The 19,899-nt window shown below is 71.0% G+C and carries 20 protein-coding genes and 1 tRNA gene; 9 read left to right on the forward strand and 12 right to left on the reverse strand.

Translation table 11 applies throughout. From position 1 onward, the window contains the following. The first annotated feature begins 98 nt into the window (after window positions 1–98). Both NAG42_RS03675 and NAG42_RS03680 read left to right on the forward strand, forming a co-directional pair. On the forward strand, window positions 99–1,019 hold the full coding sequence (locus NAG42_RS03675) for a hypothetical protein (RefSeq protein WP_250027872.1): 921 nt from the start codon (window positions 99–101) through the stop codon (window positions 1,017–1,019). Next, window positions 1,016–3,475, forward strand: a complete 2,460-nt coding sequence (locus NAG42_RS03680; protein ID WP_498370589.1) for a bifunctional polysaccharide deacetylase/glycosyltransferase family 2 protein — start codon at window positions 1,016–1,018, stop codon at window positions 3,473–3,475. Before NAG42_RS03675 ends, NAG42_RS03680 begins: the two co-directional genes overlap by 4 nt. Window positions 3,476–3,542: 67 nt before the next feature. Here the strand turns inward: NAG42_RS03680 and NAG42_RS03685 are convergent, their stop codons facing one another. Beyond that, window positions 3,543–4,787, reverse strand: coding sequence for a GAF domain-containing sensor histidine kinase (locus NAG42_RS03685; RefSeq protein WP_250027873.1), 1,245 nt, complete (start codon window positions 4,785–4,787; stop codon window positions 3,543–3,545). Window positions 4,788–4,857: 70 nt separating this feature from the next. Beyond that, window positions 4,858–5,727 (reverse strand): hypothetical protein, encoded by an 870-nt coding sequence (locus NAG42_RS03690; protein ID WP_250027875.1) that lies wholly within the window; start codon window positions 5,725–5,727, stop codon window positions 4,858–4,860. A gap of 130 nt (window positions 5,728–5,857) precedes the next feature. Between NAG42_RS03690 and NAG42_RS03695 the strand changes: the two genes are divergently transcribed. The 3 genes from NAG42_RS03695 to NAG42_RS03705 all read left to right on the forward strand — a co-directional run bounded on the left by NAG42_RS03695 (window position 5,858) and on the right by NAG42_RS03705 (window position 7,816). Next, entirely contained in the window at window positions 5,858–6,760 is a 903-nt protein-coding gene (locus NAG42_RS03695) for an aldo/keto reductase (RefSeq protein WP_250027876.1), read from the forward strand. Continuing rightward, window positions 6,757–7,536, forward strand: a complete 780-nt coding sequence (locus tag NAG42_RS03700; protein ID WP_250027877.1) for an SDR family NAD(P)-dependent oxidoreductase — start codon at window positions 6,757–6,759, stop codon at window positions 7,534–7,536. The genes NAG42_RS03695 and NAG42_RS03700 overlap by 4 nt, the downstream gene beginning before the upstream one ends. 61 nt (window positions 7,537–7,597) lie before the next feature. Beyond that, window positions 7,598–7,816, forward strand: a complete 219-nt coding sequence (locus tag NAG42_RS03705) for a hypothetical protein (protein WP_250027878.1) — start codon at window positions 7,598–7,600, stop codon at window positions 7,814–7,816. 90 nt (window positions 7,817–7,906) lie between these two features. Here the strand turns inward: NAG42_RS03705 and NAG42_RS03710 are convergent, their stop codons facing one another. The 7 genes from NAG42_RS03710 to NAG42_RS03740 form a co-directional block, all read right to left on the reverse strand. Then, the gene (locus tag NAG42_RS03710; RefSeq protein WP_250027879.1) at window positions 7,907–8,413 is read right to left on the reverse strand and encodes a hypothetical protein; all 507 of its coding nucleotides are present in this window, start codon (window positions 8,411–8,413) and stop codon (window positions 7,907–7,909) included. 554 nt (window positions 8,414–8,967) lie between these two features. After that, window positions 8,968–9,041, reverse strand: a tRNA-Ala gene (locus NAG42_RS03715). A 79-nt stretch (window positions 9,042–9,120) separates the two neighbouring features. Then, a complete protein-coding gene (gene sepX / locus NAG42_RS03720) occupies window positions 9,121–9,852 on the reverse strand; it encodes a divisome protein SepX/GlpR (protein WP_250027880.1) in 732 nt (243 codons plus the stop codon). Between the two features lie 149 nt (window positions 9,853–10,001). Continuing rightward, window positions 10,002–10,622: a GNAT family N-acetyltransferase gene (locus NAG42_RS03725; protein ID WP_250027881.1), complete on the reverse strand. Its 621-nt coding sequence runs from the start codon at window positions 10,620–10,622 to the stop codon at window positions 10,002–10,004. Further along, the gene (locus NAG42_RS03730) at window positions 10,619–11,929 is read right to left on the reverse strand and encodes a molybdopterin molybdotransferase MoeA (protein WP_250027882.1); all 1,311 of its coding nucleotides are present in this window, start codon (window positions 11,927–11,929) and stop codon (window positions 10,619–10,621) included. The genes NAG42_RS03725 and NAG42_RS03730 overlap by 4 nt, the downstream gene beginning before the upstream one ends. Further along, window positions 11,926–12,840 (reverse strand): UTP--glucose-1-phosphate uridylyltransferase, encoded by a 915-nt coding sequence (locus NAG42_RS03735; protein ID WP_250027883.1) that lies wholly within the window; start codon window positions 12,838–12,840, stop codon window positions 11,926–11,928. The genes NAG42_RS03730 and NAG42_RS03735 overlap by 4 nt, the downstream gene beginning before the upstream one ends. A 47-nt stretch (window positions 12,841–12,887) precedes the next feature. Then, entirely contained in the window at window positions 12,888–14,741 is a 1,854-nt protein-coding gene (locus NAG42_RS03740) for a sensor domain-containing diguanylate cyclase (protein ID WP_438872361.1), read from the reverse strand. Between the two features lie 177 nt (window positions 14,742–14,918). Between NAG42_RS03740 and NAG42_RS03745 the strand changes: the two genes are divergently transcribed. Next, window positions 14,919–15,581, forward strand: a complete 663-nt coding sequence (locus tag NAG42_RS03745) for a 5-formyltetrahydrofolate cyclo-ligase (RefSeq protein ID WP_250027888.1) — start codon at window positions 14,919–14,921, stop codon at window positions 15,579–15,581. Window positions 15,582–15,836: 255 nt separating this feature from the next. Here the strand turns inward: NAG42_RS03745 and NAG42_RS44790 are convergent, their stop codons facing one another. Next, complete coding sequence (locus NAG42_RS44790) at window positions 15,837–16,049, reverse strand: hypothetical protein (RefSeq protein WP_250028376.1); 213 nt, start codon at window positions 16,047–16,049, stop codon at window positions 15,837–15,839. A 225-nt stretch (window positions 16,050–16,274) separates the two neighbouring features. On the opposite strand from NAG42_RS44790, the gene NAG42_RS03760 reads away from it, so the two are divergent. Continuing rightward, window positions 16,275–16,805 carry a hypothetical protein gene (locus tag NAG42_RS03760; protein WP_250027890.1) on the forward strand — a complete coding sequence of 177 codons (531 nt, stop codon included), beginning with the start codon at window positions 16,275–16,277 and terminating at the stop codon, window positions 16,803–16,805. 545 nt (window positions 16,806–17,350) lie between these two features. Here NAG42_RS03760 and NAG42_RS03765 read toward each other — a convergent pair. Continuing rightward, on the reverse strand, window positions 17,351–17,527 hold the full coding sequence (locus NAG42_RS03765) for a hypothetical protein (RefSeq protein WP_250027892.1): 177 nt from the start codon (window positions 17,525–17,527) through the stop codon (window positions 17,351–17,353). 64 nt (window positions 17,528–17,591) lie between these two features. Here NAG42_RS03765 and NAG42_RS03770 point away from each other — a divergent pair, with 64 nt between their 5' ends. Then, on the forward strand, window positions 17,592–17,918 hold the full coding sequence (locus tag NAG42_RS03770) for a translation initiation factor 2 (protein ID WP_308201103.1): 327 nt from the start codon (window positions 17,592–17,594) through the stop codon (window positions 17,916–17,918). A gap of 235 nt (window positions 17,919–18,153) precedes the next feature. Here NAG42_RS03770 and NAG42_RS03775 read toward each other — a convergent pair whose 3' ends face one another. After that, window positions 18,154–18,630: a DUF2231 domain-containing protein gene (locus tag NAG42_RS03775; protein ID WP_250027896.1), complete on the reverse strand. Its 477-nt coding sequence runs from the start codon at window positions 18,628–18,630 to the stop codon at window positions 18,154–18,156. A 338-nt stretch (window positions 18,631–18,968) separates the two neighbouring features. Here NAG42_RS03775 and NAG42_RS03780 point away from each other — a divergent pair, with 338 nt between their 5' ends. Then, complete coding sequence (locus NAG42_RS03780; RefSeq protein WP_250027898.1) at window positions 18,969–19,826, forward strand: oxygenase MpaB family protein; 858 nt, start codon at window positions 18,969–18,971, stop codon at window positions 19,824–19,826. Window positions 19,827–19,899: the final 73 nt, after the last annotated feature.

Below are 19,899 nucleotides of genomic sequence, written 5' to 3' on the forward strand. Positions count from 1 at the left end.
ACAGCTCATCATTTCGGTGGAATTCCGGGTAACGATCATCCGTCACTCGCCGGAGTGAGGATGCCCATGATCGCCATTTATCTTTTTAAGCTCGCCGCGTGACAACGCAGGAGCCAGAAAACCCGCATTTCGTTGCGACCGACATCCACGAGACCGAGGTGATCTCTGTCGAGATGCCGGCCCCGGTCTTCGTGGACAGCACCGGGCGCCGCAGCCGGTTCTTGCGGCGTATCGCGTACGCCTTCGGCGCACTGGTCATGCTCTACGGCGGATTGATCAGCGTCAGTCTCGCCGGTGGACCGGTCCGCTCCAGCGCCGTACTGCCGCTGCCCGGTCTCGAACCCGAGAAAAAGGAGGAGAAGCCGGCGGCCACGCCGAGCGCGCCGCCGTCACCGGCGCCGACGCCCAGCCCGACGCGGGCGTCGCGGGCGCTTTACATCGCGGAGGCTCTGCCGCGCCGCACCACCGCTCGTCCGCCGTCGCCGCGGCTGGAGTCCACCCGGACGCCGACCGCGACCAAGAAGCCCACCCCGTCCACGTCGCCGACCACGTCGAAGCCGGTCACGCCGCCGAAGAAGCCCGAGTCGGGCACCGTCACCAGCAAGCCGGTGGCGCCTCCGGTCGTCGTGGACCCGCCCGGCGCGACCCCGCCGACTGACCCGACCACGCCCCCGCCGGTCGTGCCCGATCCGGTGCCGCCCGTGCCGCCGGGCACGGACGGAGCCGGCGGTGGCACCGGTGGCACCGGTGGCACCGGTGGAACCGGTGGCGGAACCGGCGTCGACGACCCGACGAGCCCGAGCCCGACCGGCTCGGGCTCGTCCGACTCTGCGGGCGGCACGGGCGGTACGAGCTCCACGGGTAGCACCAGCTCCTCGGGCGGCAAGGGTTCGGCGGACGGCACTGGCGGGTCGGCCGGCAGCGGAGGGTCGGCCGGCGGAGTTTCCGACGACGGTCCGCAGGCCACCGATCTGGTCACCGCCCGCGCCGAGGACCTGACCACCAAGGTGCTCCGGTGAGCTCCCACAGTCCCGCCCACCAGGCCCCGGCACCCAACACCCCGCCGCCGATGCCGGCCCGCAAACGCCCCCGCGGCCGCGGACCCGTGCGCCGGCGCCTGCTCCCCCGGCCCCGGGTCCTGCTCGGCACCCTGCTCCTGACCGTCTTCGTGGCCGTCCTGGTGGTGCAGGCCTACATCAACGCCGAGTTCACCGGCGACCACGTCGAGTCCGAGGTCGGTGACAACGCCACCGTCCCGGCCGACGTCCTCACCGGCGGCCCGGTCCTCAACACCACCGGCGGCCAGGAGAGCACCAGCCGGATGCCGCCCAAGACGATCGCGCTGACCTTCGACGACGGCCCCGATCCGGTGTGGACACCGCGGGTCCTCGACGTGCTGAAGGAGAACGACGCGCACGGCACGTTCTTCGTCGTCGGCTCGGAGGTGTCGCGCCATCCGGCCCTGGCCAAACGGATCACCGACGAGGGCAACGAGCTGGGCCTGCACACCTTCACCCACGCCAACCTGCAGATCATCGCGCCCTGGCGACGCACGCTGGAGCTGTCCCAGACGCAGGTGGCGATCGCCCGGGCCACCGGGGTGCACACCAACCTGGCCCGCTTCCCCTACTCGTCGAAGAACGAGGCGATCGACGACGAGAACTGGAAGATCATCAAGGACGCGGGCCGGCAGGGCTACCTGGTCGTCGTGAACGACACCGACAGCCAGGACTGGCAGCGCCCGGGCGTCGACCAGATCGTCCGCAACGCGACGCCGCCCGGCGAGACGTCGGCCGTCATCCTGTTCCACGACGCCGGCGGCGACCGGCAGCAGACCCTCGACTCCCTGCGCCGGTTCATCCCGGCCATGAAGGCGCGCGGCTACCAGTTCACGACGGTCACCGAGGGCCTCAACCGCACGATCGAGCAGAGCAACGCGGCCGCGGCGCCCGGCGCGAAACCCGTACCGAAACTGCCCGAGAACCCCGCGGCCGCCACCAGCGACGTCTGGCGCGGCAGCGCGGTGATCTGGACGGTACGCGTGGCGGACGGCCTGGTCTGGGTCATCGCGATCCTGTTCCTGGTCGTCGGCGCGCTCACCATCGGGCGTACGGCTCTGCTGCTCCTTCTGGCCACCCGGCACACCCGGCAGCGCCGCAAGGACACCTGGAGCTGGGGTCCCCCGGTGACCGAGCCGGTGTCGGTGATCGTGCCCGCCTACAACGAGAAGGAGGGCATCGAGGCCGCGGTGCAGTCGCTGGCCGGCGGCGACTACCCGCACATCGAAGTGGTGGTCGTCGACGACGGCAGCACCGACGGCACGGCCGCTCTCGTGGAGCAGATGCGGCTTCCCAACGTACGGGTGGTCCGGGTGCCCAACGGCGGCAAGTCCAACGCGCTGAACACCGGCATCGCCCTCGCCCGGCACGACCTGATCGTCACGGTCGACGGCGACACGATCTTCGAGCCCGACTCGATCACCAAGCTGGTGCAGCCGTTCGCCGATCCGTCGGTCGGCGCGATCGCCGGCAACGTCAAGGTCGGCAACCGGGAGAAAATGGTCGCCGCCTGGCAGCACATCGAATACGTGATCGGGTTCAACCTGGACCGTCGTCTCTACGAGGTGCTCGGCATCATGCCGACCGTGCCCGGGGCGATCGGCGCGTTCCGCCGTGAGGCGCTGGCCCAGGTCGGCGGGATCAGCGACGAGACGCTGGCCGAGGACACCGACGTGACGATGGCGATGCTGCGGCAGGGCTGGAAGGTCGTCTACGCCGAGGACGCGAAGGCGTGGACCGAGGCACCGGCCACTCTGGAGCAGCTCTACCGCCAGCGCTACCGGTGGAGCTACGGCACCATGCAGGCGATGTGGAAGCACCGCCGGGCACTGTTCGACAAGGGCCCGTCGGGTCGCTTCGGCCGCGTCGGGCTGCCGTTCCTGGCGCTGTTCGGGGTGGCGCTGCCGATGCTGGCCCCGGTCGTCGACATCATGCTCGTCTACGGCCTGGTCTTCTGGGAGCTCGAGGAGACCGTGGTGGCCTGGCTGGGCATGCTGACGCTGCAGCTGTTCACCGCGGCGGTGGCGTTCCGCTTCGACCGCGAGTCGCTCAAGCCGCTGTGGCGGTTGCCGTTGCAGCAGTTCGCCTACCGCCAGCTGATGTATCTGGTGCTGATGCAATCGGCGACCACGGCCCTGACCGGTGGCCGGCTGCGCTGGCACAAGTTGCACCGCGCCGGTCTGGGCACACGGGTGAGCACCGTTCCCCCGCCGCCCCAGCCGGCCGTCGCACCGGTCCTGGACACCTGGCCGTCAACGCTGGGCCAGACCCGGGTCGAGACGCACCCGGCGGCGGGGCGAGCCATGGCCCGGCCCGCGGTGCCGACCCAGACGGCCCGCGACCGTTACGACCCCGAGGACCTCCCGTCAGCCGGCTCGCCCCCGGGTGGCGGCTCCGGCCCGGTCTACACCGGGTAATGCGTCGGCCCGCGTCCCCCTCGAACTGCAGCCGAGTGGGGCGCGGGCCGATGTGTCTCGTCGAGACCTACGCAGTGGCCGGCGCGGACAGCAGCACGGACGGATCGGGATTGGCCGGCGGGAAGACGACGTGCAGCGAGGTGCCGTCACCGGGCCGGTCCGAGAGCGCGACCGTGGCGTGGTGCGCGTCCAGGATCTTCTTCGCCACCGCGAGCCCCCGATCGGGCCCGGGCACGCTCGCCGGGTTGGCGATCGCGCCGTAGTACAGGTGCGGGAACAGCTCGGGCCGCATCCCGTCGGGCATGTCCATGTCGTCGAGGTGGACCGCCGGACCGGACTCGAGGTCGGTGCCGACCCGCACCCGGCCCCCCGACGGCGTGTATTTCACCGCCGCGAACAGCAGGTGGGTCAGCACCTGCTCGAGCCGCACCGGATCGGCGATGATCGGCAGCGCCGGCCCACCGGCCTGGTTGAGGATCCAGATCTGCTTGCTCGCCGCGATCGGCCGGACCGCCTCGACCGCCCGCCGGGTGATGCCGGTGAGGTCGATCTGCCGCATGTGCAGGCACTCGGAGCCGAAACCGGCCTCGGCCATCTCGGTCAGGTGATGCAACAGGTCGAGGAAGCCGCGGATGTGCCCGGCGGTGGCCCGGGCCACGAGGTCGGCCATCTCGGCGTCCTGGTGGCCGGTCTGGCCCAGATTCTCGACGTACGCCGAGAGCAACCGCAGCGGCGCCCGGAGATCACCGCCGAGCAGCCCGGTCAGGTCGTCCTTGCGCCTCTCCAGCTCCTGCAGCCGGGCCGTGGTGTTGGCCAGCGCGACCGCGTGCCGGCGCAGCTCCATCTGGGAGGTCACCTGCCGGGCCAGCGCGCGCAGCGCCTGCAACTGCTCGATGTCGAGCCGGCGCGGCTCGTCGTCGACCACGCACAGCGTGCCCAGCGCGAACCCGTCGGTCGTGACCAGTGGGGCACCGGCGTAGAACCGGATCCCCGTCGGCCCGGTCACCAGCGGATTGTCGGCGAACCGGCGGTCCTTGGTGGCGTCGGGCACGACCATCAGGTCACGCCCCAGGATCGCGTGGGCGCAGAACGCGCTGTCGCGGTCGGTTCCGGTCTCCTCCGTGCCGACCCGCGCCTTGAACCATTGCCGGTCGGTGTCGAGCAGGGTGACCAGCGACATCGGCGTCCGGCACACGCTCGACGCGAGGGCGACGATGTCGTCGAAGTCCTGTTCCGGTTCGCTGTCGAGGATGTCGAGCGCGTACAGGGCGGCGAGCCGGTCGGTTTCGTTGTCGGGCAGGGAAGCTTTCATGGGCACCTCCGAAGGCCTGCTTCAGAGGTACCACACAAAAGTAGCTGTCCCGACTTTTCGGACAGCAGCCTCAGGCGGTGAGCGAACCCGCCGGACGCCACTGCTTGAGCGGCTGCGTGGCCACCGGCCAGCCGAGGTGGGTGCGCAGCTCCTCCGGGGTGCAGAGGATGTCGGCGCCCAGCTCGACCTCGGCCACCTTGCGGGCGGCCACCGGGTCGGGGTCGAAACCGTAGACCTCGGGCCACTGGCGTCGCAGCCGGGGCTCGCCGCCGAACGTCGGGTCGGCGTTCTCCAGCACCATCGGGTCGCCGTAGACCGCGCCCTGGGCGCCGGCGAGCAAGCCGTACCAGATCGCGCTGCACAGCCGGTTGGACACGACCCGCTTGTGCCGCCGGAGCTCGGCCAGCTGGCGCACCAGGAAGTCACGGTCGTGGTCGCGCCACCAGAAGCCCCGGTAGCCGTGGCAGATGACCCGGAAGCCGGCCTTCTCGTAGAGCCGGCGGATCGCCTTGACCTTGTGCTCGTTCCAGTACAGGCACACCGTGAGCGGACCGGTCTCGTGCGCCTTGAGTTCGTCGATCAGGCGCTGGTGGTCACCCATGACCTCCTGCCCCTCCCAGCCGTGGAAGGGGTAGAAGATCGTGCCGTCGCGCTGGGACTCGTCGGCCGGCGTCTCGTCCATCTCCAGGAGATAGGCGAAGGGCGAGCCGATCGCGATGACGTCGCGCCGGCCCTGCGACCAGGCCCGGCGGCGCACCTGCTCGGACCAGACCAGCAGGCGGCTGCCGTCGACGAACGGGACACCGGGGGCCAGGCCGTCGCCGATGTTCCACCCGTGCTGCAGGTAGCCCTGCATGCGCGGCGGGTGCATCCAATCGTCCAGCTGGGCGTAACGGGCAAGCAGGTGAGCGTGACCGTAGTAGTAGTTGGCGTGGTGCATACCCTCATCCAGGTTGCGCAGCGGCGGGCGATACGTTCAGGGCGTACGGCCTTTTCGGGCGTACGGCGAGCGATTGTACCGTTCGGATCGACCATCAACTAACGGCGAGGCAGCCGGCGGAGGACGACGGATGAAAGACCAGGCGGGGCCGGTTGTCCCGGTCCGGGCGCGGGGCGCCTACCGCCAGTCGGCGCTGGTGCTCGGCACGGCTCAGCTCGGTGGGGCGTACGGCATAGCCAACCGCACCGGCGTGCCGGACGACAACGCCGCGGTACGCATGCTGACCGCCGCCCAGGAGCTCGGAGTCACCCACGTCGACACCGCCCGGGCGTACGGGGACAGCGAGCGCCGGCTCGGGGCCGCGCTGCCCGGTCTCGACCTCGCCGTCATCACCAAGATCGGCCCCGGCGCCCCGGTGCGCGAGAGTCTCGCCGCCAGCCGCCAGGCCCTGGGTCTCACCGCCCCGCTGACGGTCCTGCTGCACCGCGCGGCCGACGCCGAGGCCGGCTGGTCCGACCTGCGCCGCTGCCTCGAGACGGGCGAGGCCGATCGGGTGGGCGTCTCGGTGCAGTCGCCCGACGAGCTGCGCCGGGTGCTCACGCTGCCCGATCTCGGCTACGTCCAGTTGCCGTGCAACATTCTCGACAAGCGCTGGCTCGCGGTCTTCACCAACATTCCGGACGATCTGGTCGTCACTGTCCGCAGCGCGTACCTGCAGGGGCTGCTCGCCGCCGGCCGTGAGGTGGCCTGGCCGCACCTGCCGGACGCCGAGCGCGACCGGGTCGTCGCCACCCTCGACCGGCTGGCCGTCGAGTTCGGGCGCGAGGACCGTACGGATCTCTGCCTGGCCTACCTGCTGTCGCTGCCCTGGGTCACCTCGCTGGTGGTCGGGGCCGAGACCGAGGAACAGCTGCGGCGCAACGCCGACCTGATCAGCCGCAAGCCGCTGACCGACGCCGAACGGGAGCAGGCGCTGGCCGAGCTGCCCGAGCTGCCGGTGGAGCTGCTCGACCCGAGCCGGTGGAACGCATGACGACGCTGGACGACTTCTTCGGCCTGCGCGGCCGGGTGGCGGTGGTGACCGGCGCGACCGGCCGCCTGGGCCAGGTCATGGCCGAGGCGCTGGCCGTGGCCGGAGCGACCACCTGGCTGGTCGGCCGCGACCAGGGCCGCCTCGACGCGCTGGCCGCCAAGCTGCCCGGTGACTGCCGGGCCGCCCGCTGCGACGTCACCGTCGACGAGGACGTGGCCGCGCTCGGCGCCCGCCTGCGCGACGAGCACGGCCGGCTGGACGTGCTGGTGCACAACGCACACGTCGGGAAGGGCGGCTCGCTGCGCACCTCGAAACCGTCGGACTATCGGGAAGCGGCCGACTTGGCGCTGGGCGCTTTCCAGCGCCTCCTGGACGCGACCCGCCCCCTGCTCGAGGCGGCCGACGGCTCCCCGTCGATCATCAACGTCGCTTCGATGTACGGCGTGGTCAGCCCCAAGCCCCACCTGTACGACACGCCCGAGGCCGGCAACCCGCCCTATTACGGCGCCGTCAAAGCCGGCCTGGTGCAACTCACCCGCTACGCGGCGGTCGAACTGGGCCCAGCCGGCATCCGGGTCAACTGCGTGACGCCCGGCCCGTTCCCCGGCGACGGCGGCGACCGCGAGCTGGTCGCCCGGCTGGCCCAGCAAACCCCCCTGGGCCGCGTCGGCGACGCCGCCGAGATCGCCACCACGATCCTCTACCTGGCGTCCCCACGATCCAGCTACACAACCGGCACCAACGTCGTCGTCGACGGTGGCTGGACGATCTGGTGACGATGCGTCCCGGCGCCGCGGCCCGGCCGCACCCATCCACGATCCGCTCTACGATCCGCGAATGCCCTTCACCGACTACTTTCTCGCCCCCGACGACACCATCGCACTGACCGCCCTCCCCGACGGCGGCCCCGTCTCGACCGACCTGCCCACAGTCGAAGCAAAGAACATCGACCCGGTGGTCAACCTGGGCAACCTGGAATCGATCCTGACCAACACCTCGTACGAAGCAGTGCTGTCCGACCCCCGTTACTGGCCGGCCTGGACCCCACCGGCATAGAGTCCTTCCTCCACCGCCTGGCCGCGCTGACCCGCCAAGCGAACGGCTGGCACCTCTACTGCTACTGGGCGCTCTGACTACCGCCGCTCGTCAGCCGAGGAGCTCTACCAGGCGGGTGTCGCCGTCTACGACACGTTCGAGATTGACTTCAGCTGTCGCGGCGACTTGAAGTGGCGAGGTTGCTCCGACCGCACTGGCGTGAACGATCCGATCAATGCCCGCCCCGACGAGCGGAGCCGCCGTGCGCAGCGTTCCACCGAGCGCGACGGAAGTCAGGTCTCCCGCGTGGACGATGAGATTTCGCTGCCGGTAGAGACGGCGGAAGGCGTCTTCCACTTGGGAAATGATCCTCGGCAGGACTGCGGCGGGTTGGGCTACGAGTGCTTGCACCCGTTGTAACGCCAGACGATGGCGAGTACGAGCGAACCCGGTCACCATCCCGGCTTCGACGGCATCCTCGAAGATGCGCGCCTTGTCGATGTTCTCCGGCGTCTGACGTATTTTCTCCGCCAGAGTGTCCGCGAACTCACCGGCATAGGCGTTCGCCAAAGAAGTCAGCTCGGCTCTGATGTAGCTGCAAGCCACGATTCGCGCCATGCGAGTCGCCGCCACCACCCGATTTCTGCCGTCTCCGGGCCCGATGAAAAGCGCCTCGATCGCCGCCCAGCTCCCCCGGCAACCGCTGCGGCCGGCGTGCCCGAGTCGAGCGGCTCCAGCAACTCCAGTGCGGAGCACGGACCAGCGCATCACTCAGATACTTGACCGAGGGCTCGGACAGGACACCTTCGTGCCTCGCTCGACGCGCCTCCAGAAGTTCCCTCGTCTCCAACACCGAACTCAGGCGCCACAGTTGCCGGTTCCAGGGGTCGACCGGGAGTAGTAGTCCAGCAGCCTCTTGTGCACGCCACGGTCATACGGCTTGTCAACCAAAACCACAGCGGGTTACCCTCCGGGGCGTAGTGGGGGGAAGTCGCCGTAACGGCCGCTTCCCCCCTTTTTTGTCTGCACACGCTCTTCCTGGTCGAGCCAGAAAAGCTACGTGCCTAGTAGTCGCATGTCAACCAACTGACGCTTCCCCGAGACCACGCCTGGCGACAACGAAAAAGGCCCGATCCTCAGATCGGGCCTTGCACGTGAGACATTCTTGCTTGTGGAGCTGTGGGGATTTGAACCCCAGACCCCCTCGATGCGAACGAGGTGCGCTACCAGACTGCGCCACAGCCCCTTACCAGCCCTCGGACAGCTGTCCGGGGAACCTCAAGAAGGCTAACAGGTTCCTGGCCGGCGCCGCGAACCGGGCCTACCTATGCGGTGTGGTGTCGCCCGCCCGCCTCGTACGCCCGGCCGCGCAGACCGCCGGCTCGCCGGTAGTAGACCGAGGGCGCCGCGGCCGGGGCCTCTTCGCGGTCCAGCCCCATCGCCGTGCGGCGGGCGGCCTCGCGCTGGGCGGCCAGTTGCTTCTGCTTCTCGCGGCGGTCGCGGGCGCGCCGGGCCTGTTCGCGGCGCACCATCGCCTGCTGGGCGGCCAGCCACGCGGCCTCACGGGCTTCGACGCGGCGGCGCCGGCGGTCGGCCAGGGCCCGGTTGCGCAGGTGCACCAGGTCGATCGCCAGCAGCATGCCGGTGACCGCGAAGCCGATCCAGAAGCCGGGGCCGACCGCGAGCACGCCGACCAGCTCGATGATGTTGAGCAGCATCAGCGCCGCGAAGACCCGGCGGCGGCGGACCACCGCGGGGGTGTGCCGGCGTTGCGGGCCGCGCCGGATGGGGCGGCGGCCCGGGGTGACCAGGCGCAGGCGGCGCTGCGGCTCGGGGGCGGCCGGGACCGTAACCGTGACCAGTCGTCCGGGGTTGATCGGTCGGCGTCCGGGCACGGTGCGGCGACGGCGGTGGCGCTGAAGCACCCTCGCCGTCGACGACGCCCGCTCCGCGGCGAGCCGCTCGGTGGCGTCGTACCGGCGAACCAGCGCCGGTGCGAGGGCGAGCAGTCCGGCCGCGGCGAGGACGGCGAGGAGCACCGAGGTCGGCACCCTCAACCCTCCCGTCAGCTACGGGCGGCCCGCCATTACACGTCTACGGTGGCGGACCGCAAGACCCAATCTCCCCGAGGCTACGGCCGCGAGCTGCGGAAACATGCTCGACGCGCCGGGCGTGTCGGGCGTAAGGATCAATCGGCACACGGCGGTCAGGCCCGCACGCGGCGCCACCGGGCCAGCAGACCGCCTTCGGCGGCGATCTCCTCGCTGGTCAGGGCGTATCCAAGATGATCACGCCAGTTGCCGTCGATGTGCATGTAGCGCTGGTGGTAGGCCTCCTCGCGGAAGCCCAGCTTCTCGACCACGCGCCGCGACGGCCTATTCTCCGGACGGATGTTGACCTCGATGCGGTGCAGGCCACCGGGGCCGAAAGCATGGTCGACGGCGAGCGCGAGCGCGGTCGGGATCACGCCCCGGCCGGCGACCCGATGGTCGACCCAATATCCCGCGTACGCCGAACTGAAGGCCCGCCGGACGATGTTGCCCAAGTTGAGGTGGCCGACGAGCTGGTCGTCGAGACAGACCGCGAACGGCATGCTCTCGCCCTTGCGGGCCGACCGGCGCATGTCCTGGTAGACGTAGCTGTAGGCCCGCGTCGAGTTCATCTCGGACCACGGGCCGGGCGGGGCCGACTCCCAGGGGGCGAGCCACTCCTGGTTGGCGATCCGCACCTCGGACCAGCTCCGGCCGTCGCTGCGTTTGTAGGGTCGCAACACCACCGGTCCGTCCGCCAGGACGGCGGGCCATCCGGGTGTGGAACCCAGCATCATCGTCTCCGGTCGAGAAGCAGCACATCCACGGTCGAGCCGGCGGCCGCCGTGGTGACCCGCTCACCGAGCACCAGCAATCCGTTGGCCTCGGCCAGGCCGGAAAGAGTGTACGGCCCACCGGCCAGCGGTTGCACCGTGTGCCCGCCACCACGCCGTTCGGCCACGTGCGCGGGACGGAACTCGCGCAACCCACCGGGCGACGACACGGTCTCCAGCAGGTGCGCCTTGACGCTGGGCCGGAAGACCGGCTCGGACCCGGCCAGCAGCTGGATGACCGGGCGGGCCAGCACCTCGAAGCCGATCAGCGCCGCGCCGGGCTCGCCGGGCAGGCACACGACCGGGACCTCTTCGCCACCGACCGTGCCGAAGCCGAGCGTGGCGCCCGGGCAGAGCGCGACATCGGTGAACTCGACGGCACCGCGGCCGGGGTCGCGGCGGGAGAGCACCCGGCGCAGCATGTCGCCCGGCCCGGTGCCGGTGCCGCCGGTGGTGATGATCAGGTCGGCTCGCAGCGTCTGGTCCTCGAGCAGCCCGCGCAGGCCCTCGGGGTCGTCGTCGCAGATGCCGATCCGGTAGGCCAGGGCCCCCGCCTCGACCGCGGCGGCGGTCAGCGCGTGCGAGTTGGCGTCGACGATCTGCCCGGGCTGGCTGGGCCGGCCCACGTCGACCAGTTCGTCGCCGGTGGCCACGACCACGACGCGCGGGCTGGGCCGCACCACGACGTGCCCGATGCCCGAGGCGGCGAAGGTGGCCACCATCGGCGGTGTCACATACGCCCCGGCCGGAGCCAGGACCTGCCCGGCCGCGATCTCGTCACCGGCCCGGCGTACGCCGGATCCGCGTTTCGGCGCGTGCAGGATCTCCACCGCGGCCATGCCCTGATCGGTCCAGTGCACGGGCACGACCACGTCGGCGCCGATCGGCAGCGGTGCCCCGGCGGCCACCGAGAAACACGTACCCGGGGTGAGCCGCACCGGTCGCCAGCTGGCCGCGCCGAGGTCACCGACCACATTGAGCCGGACCGGCCGCGGCCCGCCCTCGAACCGTCCGAAGGACGGGTGGGAACCCACCCGCCCGGCTCCGGAGAGGTCTTCCCAGCGGGCCGCGTAGCCGTCGATCGCGGCCTGGTCGAAGGCCGGGTAGGGGTGCGGCGCGAGCACGTCGTTGGCCAGCACGTTGCCGTGGGCCTGGGTGAGGTCGAGGTCGAGCGGAGGCAGCGCCCGCAACCTGCGCAGCACGCTGCCCAGGTATTCGGCGAGAGGCTTGAGCTCGTTGGCGGCCGCCTCGGCATCGGCCGTGGCCGTCATCCCTTCGCACCGCCGGCGACGAACTCGGCCAGCCAGCTCCGGAACTCCTCGCCCAGGTCGTCGCGCGCGGCCGCCAGCATGACGACCGTCTGCAGGTAGCCCAGCGGCATGCCGGTGTCGTAGCGGTGGCCGCGGTAGACGATGGCGTGCACCGGCACACCGTCGGCCAGCAGCTGCGCCATCGCGTCGGTCAGCTGGATCTCGCCGCCGCTGCCCGGCTTCGTGGTGGCGATGGCCTCGAAGATGCTGGCCGGCAGGATGTAGCGGCCGAGGACGGCGAGGTTGCTCGGCGCCTCGTCGGGCGCGGGCTTCTCGACCAGCCCGGTCACCTCGACGGCATCGTCGGCCAGGTCGGACGGCTCGACCGAGGCGATGCCGTAGCGCGACGTCTCCTCCGGCTTGACCTCGCCCAGCGCCAGCACGATGCCGCCCGTCCGGGCCTGCAGGTCGATCATGGCCGGGAGCAGCGGCTTGTCGAGCTCGACGAACTCGTCACCGAGCAGCACGGCGAACGGCTGGTCACCGACATGCGCGGCGGCAGTGCCGACCGCGTGGCCCAGACCGAGCGCCTCGCCCTGGCGGACGGTGTAGATGTCGGCCAGCTCGCTGGTGCGGCGCACGGCGGCCAGCCGCTCGAGGTCGCCCTTCTTCTCGAGCCGGTCCTCCACGTCGGGCCGGCGGTCGAAGTGGTCGACCATCGAGGTCTTGCCCCGGCCGGTGACCAGCAGGACGTCGGTGAGTCCGGCGGCGGCGGCTTCCTCGACGATGTACTGCAGCACGGGCCGGTCGACAACCGGCAGCAGCTCCTTGGGCACGGCCTTGGTGGCCGGCAGGAACCGGGTCGCCAGGCCGGCCGCCGGGATGACGGCCTTCACCGCCCGGCGGCCGGACGCGTGCGCGTTCGAGGTCATCAAGGTCACCGCACCTTCGCTCAGTCGTGCCGTGGTATGCCGCGAGACTATCGGCCACGTCTGTGTTGCGGCGGTCGTGTCCCGGTCGGCACCGCCGTCGTCGGATGAAAATCCCCTTCATGATCGCCTGGTGAAACCACTGACTTCGTCACATCACCGGGTTCGGCCAACCGGAACGTGTCGCGCCCGGCCCTCTTGGCGGCGTAGAGCGCACGGTCGGCCGCCGCCAGCACCTGCGGTGAATTCTCGCCGTGCTCCGGGAAGACCGCCACTCCGATGGACACGCTGATCGGGATCTGGGTGCCCTCGACAACCACGGGACGGTCCCGGACGGCCGCACCGAGCCGCTCGGCCACGATCGCCCCGCCGTACGCGTCCGTCTCGGGCAACAGCACCACGAACTCCTCACCGCCCTGGCGGAACGCCACGTCGACCTCGCGCAGGCCGATCCGGATGCGCCGGGCGAACTCCCCCAGCACCGCGTCCCCGGCCGCGTGCCCGTACGTGTCGTTCACGTCCTTGAAGTGGTCGAGGTCGAGCACCAGCACCGCGAGCATGCGCCCGAAACGGCTGGCCCGCTCCACCTCCCGGCGCAGCGACTCCCGCAGGTAGCGGTAGTTCCAGAGCCCGGTCAGCGGGTCGGTCAGCGAGAGCCGCTGTGCCTCCTCGTGCATCCGTACGTTGTGCACCGCGACCCCGGCCTGACCGGCGAACGTGCGCAGCGTGCTCAGATCGGAGTCGTCGAAGGCGTCCCCGCCGACCCGGTCGTAGAGCGCCAGCACGCCCAGCGTCTCGGGGAACGGCACCGGGTCGCCCGGCTCCTCGGGAACGCCGGGCGCACAGATCGGCACCGCCACATAGGTGCGGCAGGGTGGCTCGGCCGAAGCCAGCTCGCCCCGGCCCCGGCGGGGCTCACCGCTGGCCGCGACGGCGCCGAGCACCCCCTCGCCGACCGGCAGGCGCTGCTCGGGCAGCTCGCTCTCGGGGACGTCCCAGCGGCCGGCCAGCCCTATGCCGCACTGTGCCACCAGTTCGCCGGTGGGCCGGTCGATCAGCAGCACCAGCCCGGCCCGGGCGCCGGTCGCGGCCAGGGCCGTCCGCAGGATGACCTGCAGGATGCGGTGCAGGTCGTGCGTACTGGAAAGCGTCTCGCCGAGGATCGCCAGGTGACCGCGCAGCTGATCCCGGCTGGCGGTCAGCGCCTGCACATAGGCCTGCAGTTCGCGGGTCATCCGGTTGAACGTGGCGGCCAGCCGGCCCAGCTCGTCGGGGTGCGGGATCGGGACGCGGGTGTCGAGCTCGCCGTCGGCGACGCGGTCGGCGGCCCACGCGAGATCGCCCAGCGGGCGGGTGGTGGAGTGGGCCAGCCGGCGCGCGACCAGCACCGCGGCCAGGGCGGCGACGAGAACGGCGACCGGGAGTACGACGTACAGGAAGGTCGGCTCGCTCGGCGGCACGGTGAGGGTGAGGGCGAGCGGCTGGCCGGTCTGCGGGATCAGCTCGCGGCGCTCGCCGTCGGGCTGCTCGGTGGAGGTGAAGGTGACCTCGGTACCGCCGGCCGCCTCGAGCCGATCCATGAAGGCGGTGTCGACCGACTGCTCGGCGGTGACGACGACGTCGCCGGTGACGGCCCGGGCCGAGATGGTGTTCATCGGCGTGTTCCCGAAGTGGGGGGCCGGGGACGCGCAGTCGCCGGTCGCGGGCGGGGCGGTCCCGTCGATCCGGATGTCGGTGGCGAGACCGCGCTTGACCAGCTGGCCGACGACGTTCCCGCGGTCGCCGGACGGGACCACGGCCACCGCGTCGGCCGCGGCTTGCAGGCGCAGACAGGCCGCGGCGATGCCGGTACGCACCGTCGAGGCGGCATGATCGAGTCGCTCGGCGGTCCGATCCCGGCTCACCGTGGCAACAGTCAGGGCGACGAAGATGGACCCGAGCAGGACCGGACCGAGCACAACCACCAGGAAAGCGGTGGTGAGCCGGCCACGTAGCGTCACGCATCCTCCCGGCGCTGGCCCTCTTTGGAGCGATGCTGACATAGTGTGCACCGTTTGCCGCTTTTCAACAGGGGGTGTTGGGTGTCCGATTTAACCCGTGCCGCGGAACGATCTCGGGCCGCCAAGATCGCGCTCCGCAATCGCCTCCTCACTTCACGTCGTTCACTCACGTCCAACGAGCTAGCCGCCGCGGCCGCACAGATCCAGGGTCAAACCCTTTCCCTCGTACGCCGGGAGAGGCCCTCGGTCATCGCGGCGTACGTCCCCATCGGCTCCGAGCCGGGCGGCCCGGGCCTGGTCACGGCGCTCGCCGAACACGCGCGCGTGCTCCTTCCCGTGCTCCTGCCGGACGGTGACCTGGACTGGGCCGCCCACCAGCCTTCTCCTACCGGCCCGGCGGGCCTCCCGGACGCTTGGGCAGATGGCCTGAACCTTGTCGCCGGGCGCCGCGGACTGCTGGAACCCGCCGGACCGCGTCTCGGCGTCTCGGCCGTCGCCGGCGCCGATCTCGTCCTCGTGCCGGCGCTGGCCGTTGATCGCTCCGGCCTGCGGATGGGACGCGGGGGCGGCTCCTACGACCGGGCGCTGGGGCGGCTGCCGGCCGCGGGCGGGCCCCTGGTGGTGGCGCTGCTGCACGACGGGGAGCTGGTCGAAACGGTGCCGTCCGAGCCGCACGACAGCCCGGTCCACGCGGTAATCACCCCCGGCGGAGGCCTGACCGTTTTTGCCGATCGGCCGGTGTGAGCGCTCAGACGCCGGGTCGAGTGGACGAAAGGACCTCCGATGGCGCATATTTGGCACTCGGAGCTGGCGAGTGCCAGTAGCCGACAGATCCGGAGGAGCCGTGCCTACCTACCAGTACGCCTGCACCGAGTGCGGACATCAGCTCGAAGCCGTGCAGTCGTTCTCCGACGCAGCGCTGACCGAGTGCCCCAACTGCGAAGGCAAGCTCCGCAAGGTCTTCAACTCGGTCGGCATCGTCTTCAAGGGCTCCGGCTTCTACCGGAACGACTCCCGCTCCGCCAACGCGGGCGCCGAGAAGCCCGGAAGCACCGAGACCACCAAGAAGGCCGACTCGTCGACCTCGACGAGTGACTCGTCCTCGTCGTCGTCCACCCCGTCGACCTCACCGTCCTCGTCTTCTTCCTCCTCCTCGAGCTCGACGTCGACGTCATCGTCGAGCTCCGGAAGCAGCACGAAGGCCGCAGCCACTTCCTGATCCCCTCGTCAGCCGCGCCAGGCCCTCACAGCCTGGCGCGGTTCGCCATGTCTCCGCACGAACCCGCCGCCCGCGGCATAGCAGGTCCTCGCCGGAACGCGCGGTTTTCCACATTGCCGCCCTGTCCACAGGGCCCCGGCGAACGATCTCTCATCCCGCCTAACGTCTGCCTCGGCGCCGCCGGACCGCGACGCCAGAGCGAGCGGGAGGGCAACACCATGGGCAGATCCAGCACGTCCCGGCTGGGTTCCGCCCTGGCCCAGGCGCCGGATCCACCGAGCCGCGACGGCGGCCGTCTGGATCCCGTGCGCTGGCGCCCACCGGCCCGCGGCCTGCTGCTACGCCTCGCAGCGGTCGCGATCCTGCTGGGCACCGCCGCTCTGGTGTCGTGGTCACCCCCACCGAGCTGTGACCCGCCGACCTACGCCGTCCCGGTCACCAGCTCCCCACCGGCGTCCGCACCTTCCTCAGCCCCGACCGTCCCCACGGGCAGCCTGGGAGTCCCCATCCGGTTGTCCGACCCAGCCGCCCTGGCTTTGGTGGAGCCAGGCAACCGCGTCGACCTGCTGCGCCTGAACGGCTCCGACGGCAGCACCACGCCGGTGGCCCAATCCGCCCTCGTCCTCCAGGTCACCGCCCGCGACGACCCCACAGCCGGCGGCCTCCTGCTCGCGCTCTCCCCCACGGAGGCCCCGCACGCCGTGGCAGCCCCCGGCCAGAGCTTCACCATCCTCATCCGCCCCGACTGACCCCTACCCACCGGCTGCGCCCACACCAGACCGCACGCCGACCACCAAGCATCCGCCGCGGCAGCACTGCAAGTCGGTACCGCCGAGCAGCTCAACATTGGTCGCGCACAACGGCCCGACGCTTCCCCAGGCAGAACTCGTCCATCGCGGCCCACAGCCGCGCGCCTCTTCTCATCGCCGGCCTGCTGGCTGGAGTTCTCGTGCGCCGAGAGTCCTCACGGACGCGGCAGGCCACGGTTTGACGATCACCGTCGGGCAGCGCGCACACCTGCGCCGTATTGCACAGGCCGACGTGGGTCGAGAGCGGCGCTCGCCGGCGCAGCGCAGCGCTCATCGCTGGGCTGTGCGTGCACCTGCGCCGTAAGGCATGACCCGGCCTTGCGTCGCGAGCGTTGCTCACGGGCGCCGAAAGCTACGGCCGGACGTTCGCCGGTGGGCAGCATGCACCCCCGCCGCTTCTCGGTCGCGGGCAGCACTCATCGACGCCGCGGGCCATGGCTGGGCGTTGGTTGCGGGCAGTGCTCAGGGGCGCCGCACGGGGCCGATTACCAGTGGGGCGGGCGGTCCTCGAGGAGACGCTCGTCGTTGTCGGCTGACTGTTCGCCCCAACCGCGCTCGGTGTCGTCGCGGGTCTGGTCGGGCAGGACAGCCGCCTCTTCCGACTCGAAGTCGACCTCGCGTTCGGCGTCGTTGTCGCGCTCGGGCTCATCCAGGATGTCCACGCCTATGAGCCTAGGCCCGCGCCGCTGCCGACGTCTTCCCCCTTCGGCTGTACCGTCGGTGAACGTGACCACCCCCACGGGCGTCCCGGACGACGCGTACTGGCAGCGACCAGATCCCGACTCCGCCCAGCCTGCCCGAGAGCCGGAGCGGCCCACCCCGGATCCCGGCCCGGTCTACCCCGGCCCGCCGCGCACGCCGCCGCCGTCCCCGCACTGGCGCCCGCCGACCATCGCCAGCTCACCCCCGCCGCGCGACATGCCCGCGCAGGACATGGACGCTCTGGACGATTCGGAAGGCTCCGCCCGCACAGTCACCTACGGCGTAGGCCTGGTGGCCGGCGCCATCGCGTTGATCCTGCTCTGTCTCCTCTGCGCCCGTTTCCTGTTCTGACAAAGCTCCGGCGACGCCTCCGGCACTCCAGGCCCGACCCCGCCAGCGGACAGCGAGCCGGTCTGCACCCGGGCACCGCCAACCGTTCGCAGCCGAGCCGCGCCAACCACCCACACCCGAGCACGGCCAACCGTTCGCAGCCGAGCCGCGCCAACCACCCACACCCCGAGCACCGCCAACTGTTCGGCGCGCCGAAGGCCAGGAACACAAAAGCCCCGGGGCGGAACAGCAGACCTCAGTAGGTGCCCCAGACGGCGGTCGCGCCGGAGTCTCCCGTTTGGTAGACGTAGTAGCCCGAGAGCGCCGCCAACACGATGAGCACGACGGCGGCGCCGACCTCGCCGATCAGAGGCAGGCGGGTGGCACCGCGACGCCAGGTCAGGGCCACCATCACCAGGCTCACCACGCCGAGGGCCAGCGTGAACCAGGCGGTCAGCGAGCCGAAACCCATGTGGTCGTCAAGGAGCTCCTTGCCCGGGCCCTTCAGCCCCTGAGCCAGCAGGCGGTTGTACAGCTCCGTCCCGGAGGCCTTGGCCACCAGGGCCGACACCGGTGCGACGATCGCCAGCAGGCCGAGCGCCCACCCCATCCGGGGCCGCCAGCGGGGTACCAGCGCGTAGACCACCGCCCCGAGCGCGAGCAGCGGGACGAAAACGACCGCCGCGTGCAGCACGAGTACGTGCACGGGCAGGCCGTTGATCTGGTCGAACACGACGCCTCCTCAGGAACTGATCGAGCCGTCAGCTTAGAGTTGTCTGACGACGCAAACATCAACACATGGGCGTACGCCCGTCGGCCCGCGTTGGTTCACCCTTCAACCGACTTTGATCAACTGGCGTCTGACCAGGTTTTCAGCTGCTTCGTGAGCATGGCCTGCGGATCACCAAGCCGCGCCTCGCCGGGCCGGGAGCCCACCTCTCGAGACAGCCCGCCGGGCCGCCATCGGGCGCGGGCGGAGTCAGCTTCCCGAGCCTCAAACCCGTCTGACTAGGCGCGATCTGAAACTGAACGAGTTCAAGTTTGCCGGTCGGACGTGGCAATCTTGAGTGTATGAGCGTCGACGTCGGGTTGTTCGGACCGCAATCAGTCACTTGGAAGCTCCACCGCGAGCCGATCCTCCTGCTCGGCGGGTTGCGCTCCCTCTACCTGCAGGCGCTGCACCCGCGGGCCGTGGCCGGCGTGGCGCAGAACTCGGGCTACCGCGCCGACCCCTGGGGTCGCCTCAACCGCACATCGGAGTACGTGGGCACGGTCATCTACGGCACCACCGACGAGGTCGAGCGGGCCGCGAGCCGCCTCCGCCGGCTGCATTCACGAATGACCGCGACCGACCCCCGTACGGGTGAGACCTTCCGCATCGACGAGCCCGACCTGCTGCGCTGGGTCCATGTGGCCGAGGTCGAGTCGTTCCTGACCACGGCGACGCGGGCGGGCCTCAAGCTGACCCCGGCCGAGGTCGATCAGTACTACACCGAGCAGCTGAGGTCGGCCGAACTGGTCGGTCTGGATCCGGCCACGGTGCCCGCGACGGCCGCCGAGATCGACGCCTACTACGAGTCGATGCGCCCCGGACTGAGCCTCACCAAGGAGAGCGCGGAGACCGCCTTCTTCCTCACCGTGCCGCCCGTGCCCAACTTCGGGAACCGCGCCCTGCGCCTGGGCATGACGTTGGGCCCGGCCCGCTGGGCTTATCTGGGTGTCGCCGGCACCGCGGCCGCACTGCTCCCACCGTGGGCGAGGCGCCTTTACGGCGGCCTCGGCTGGCCCACCACCGACGTCACCGCCGACCTGTCGGCGCGAAGCATGCGCCTCCTGCTGGCAACGGTCCTCAACACGCTGCCGCGCAAATACCGCACTGCCCCCATGCGCCAGGCTGCCCTGGCCCGCGCCAACGTCAGCGACGACTGATCCACTGACCGAGCCCCGTCAGCCGCGAAGCCGACCGACACGACCAGGGCACCACGAGCAACAGGCGACGTCA

Origin of the sequence: Paractinoplanes maris, assembly GCF_023544465.1 — a bacterium.
GTDB classification, from domain to species: Bacteria; Actinomycetota; Actinomycetes; order Mycobacteriales; family Micromonosporaceae; genus Actinoplanes; species Actinoplanes maris.

Bases quoted from the DNA above. Each gene is read 5' to 3' on its own strand.
- NAG42_RS03685 (WP_250027873.1), bottom strand. From the start codon at position 4,787: ATGAAAGCTTCCCTGCCCGACAACGAAACCGACCGGCTCGCCGCCCTG.
- NAG42_RS03690 (WP_250027875.1), bottom strand. From the start codon at position 5,727: ATGCACCACGCCAACTACTACTACGGTCACGCTCACCTGCTTGCCCGT.
- NAG42_RS03695 (WP_250027876.1), top strand. From the start codon at position 5,858: ATGAAAGACCAGGCGGGGCCGGTTGTCCCGGTCCGGGCGCGGGGCGCC.
- NAG42_RS03700 (WP_250027877.1), top strand. From the start codon at position 6,757: ATGACGACGCTGGACGACTTCTTCGGCCTGCGCGGCCGGGTGGCGGTG.
- NAG42_RS03705 (WP_250027878.1), top strand. From the start codon at position 7,598: ATGCCCTTCACCGACTACTTTCTCGCCCCCGACGACACCATCGCACTG.
- NAG42_RS03710 (WP_250027879.1), bottom strand. From the start codon at position 8,413: ATGGCGCGAATCGTGGCTTGCAGCTACATCAGAGCCGAGCTGACTTCT.
- NAG42_RS03725 (WP_250027881.1), bottom strand. From the start codon at position 10,622: ATGATGCTGGGTTCCACACCCGGATGGCCCGCCGTCCTGGCGGACGGA.
- NAG42_RS03730 (WP_250027882.1), bottom strand. From the start codon at position 11,929: ATGACGGCCACGGCCGATGCCGAGGCGGCCGCCAACGAGCTCAAGCCT.
- NAG42_RS03735 (WP_250027883.1), bottom strand. From the start codon at position 12,840: ATGACCTCGAACGCGCACGCGTCCGGCCGCCGGGCGGTGAAGGCCGTC.
- NAG42_RS03760 (WP_250027890.1), top strand. From the start codon at position 16,275: ATGGGCAGATCCAGCACGTCCCGGCTGGGTTCCGCCCTGGCCCAGGCG.
- NAG42_RS03780 (WP_250027898.1), top strand. From the start codon at position 18,969: ATGAGCGTCGACGTCGGGTTGTTCGGACCGCAATCAGTCACTTGGAAG.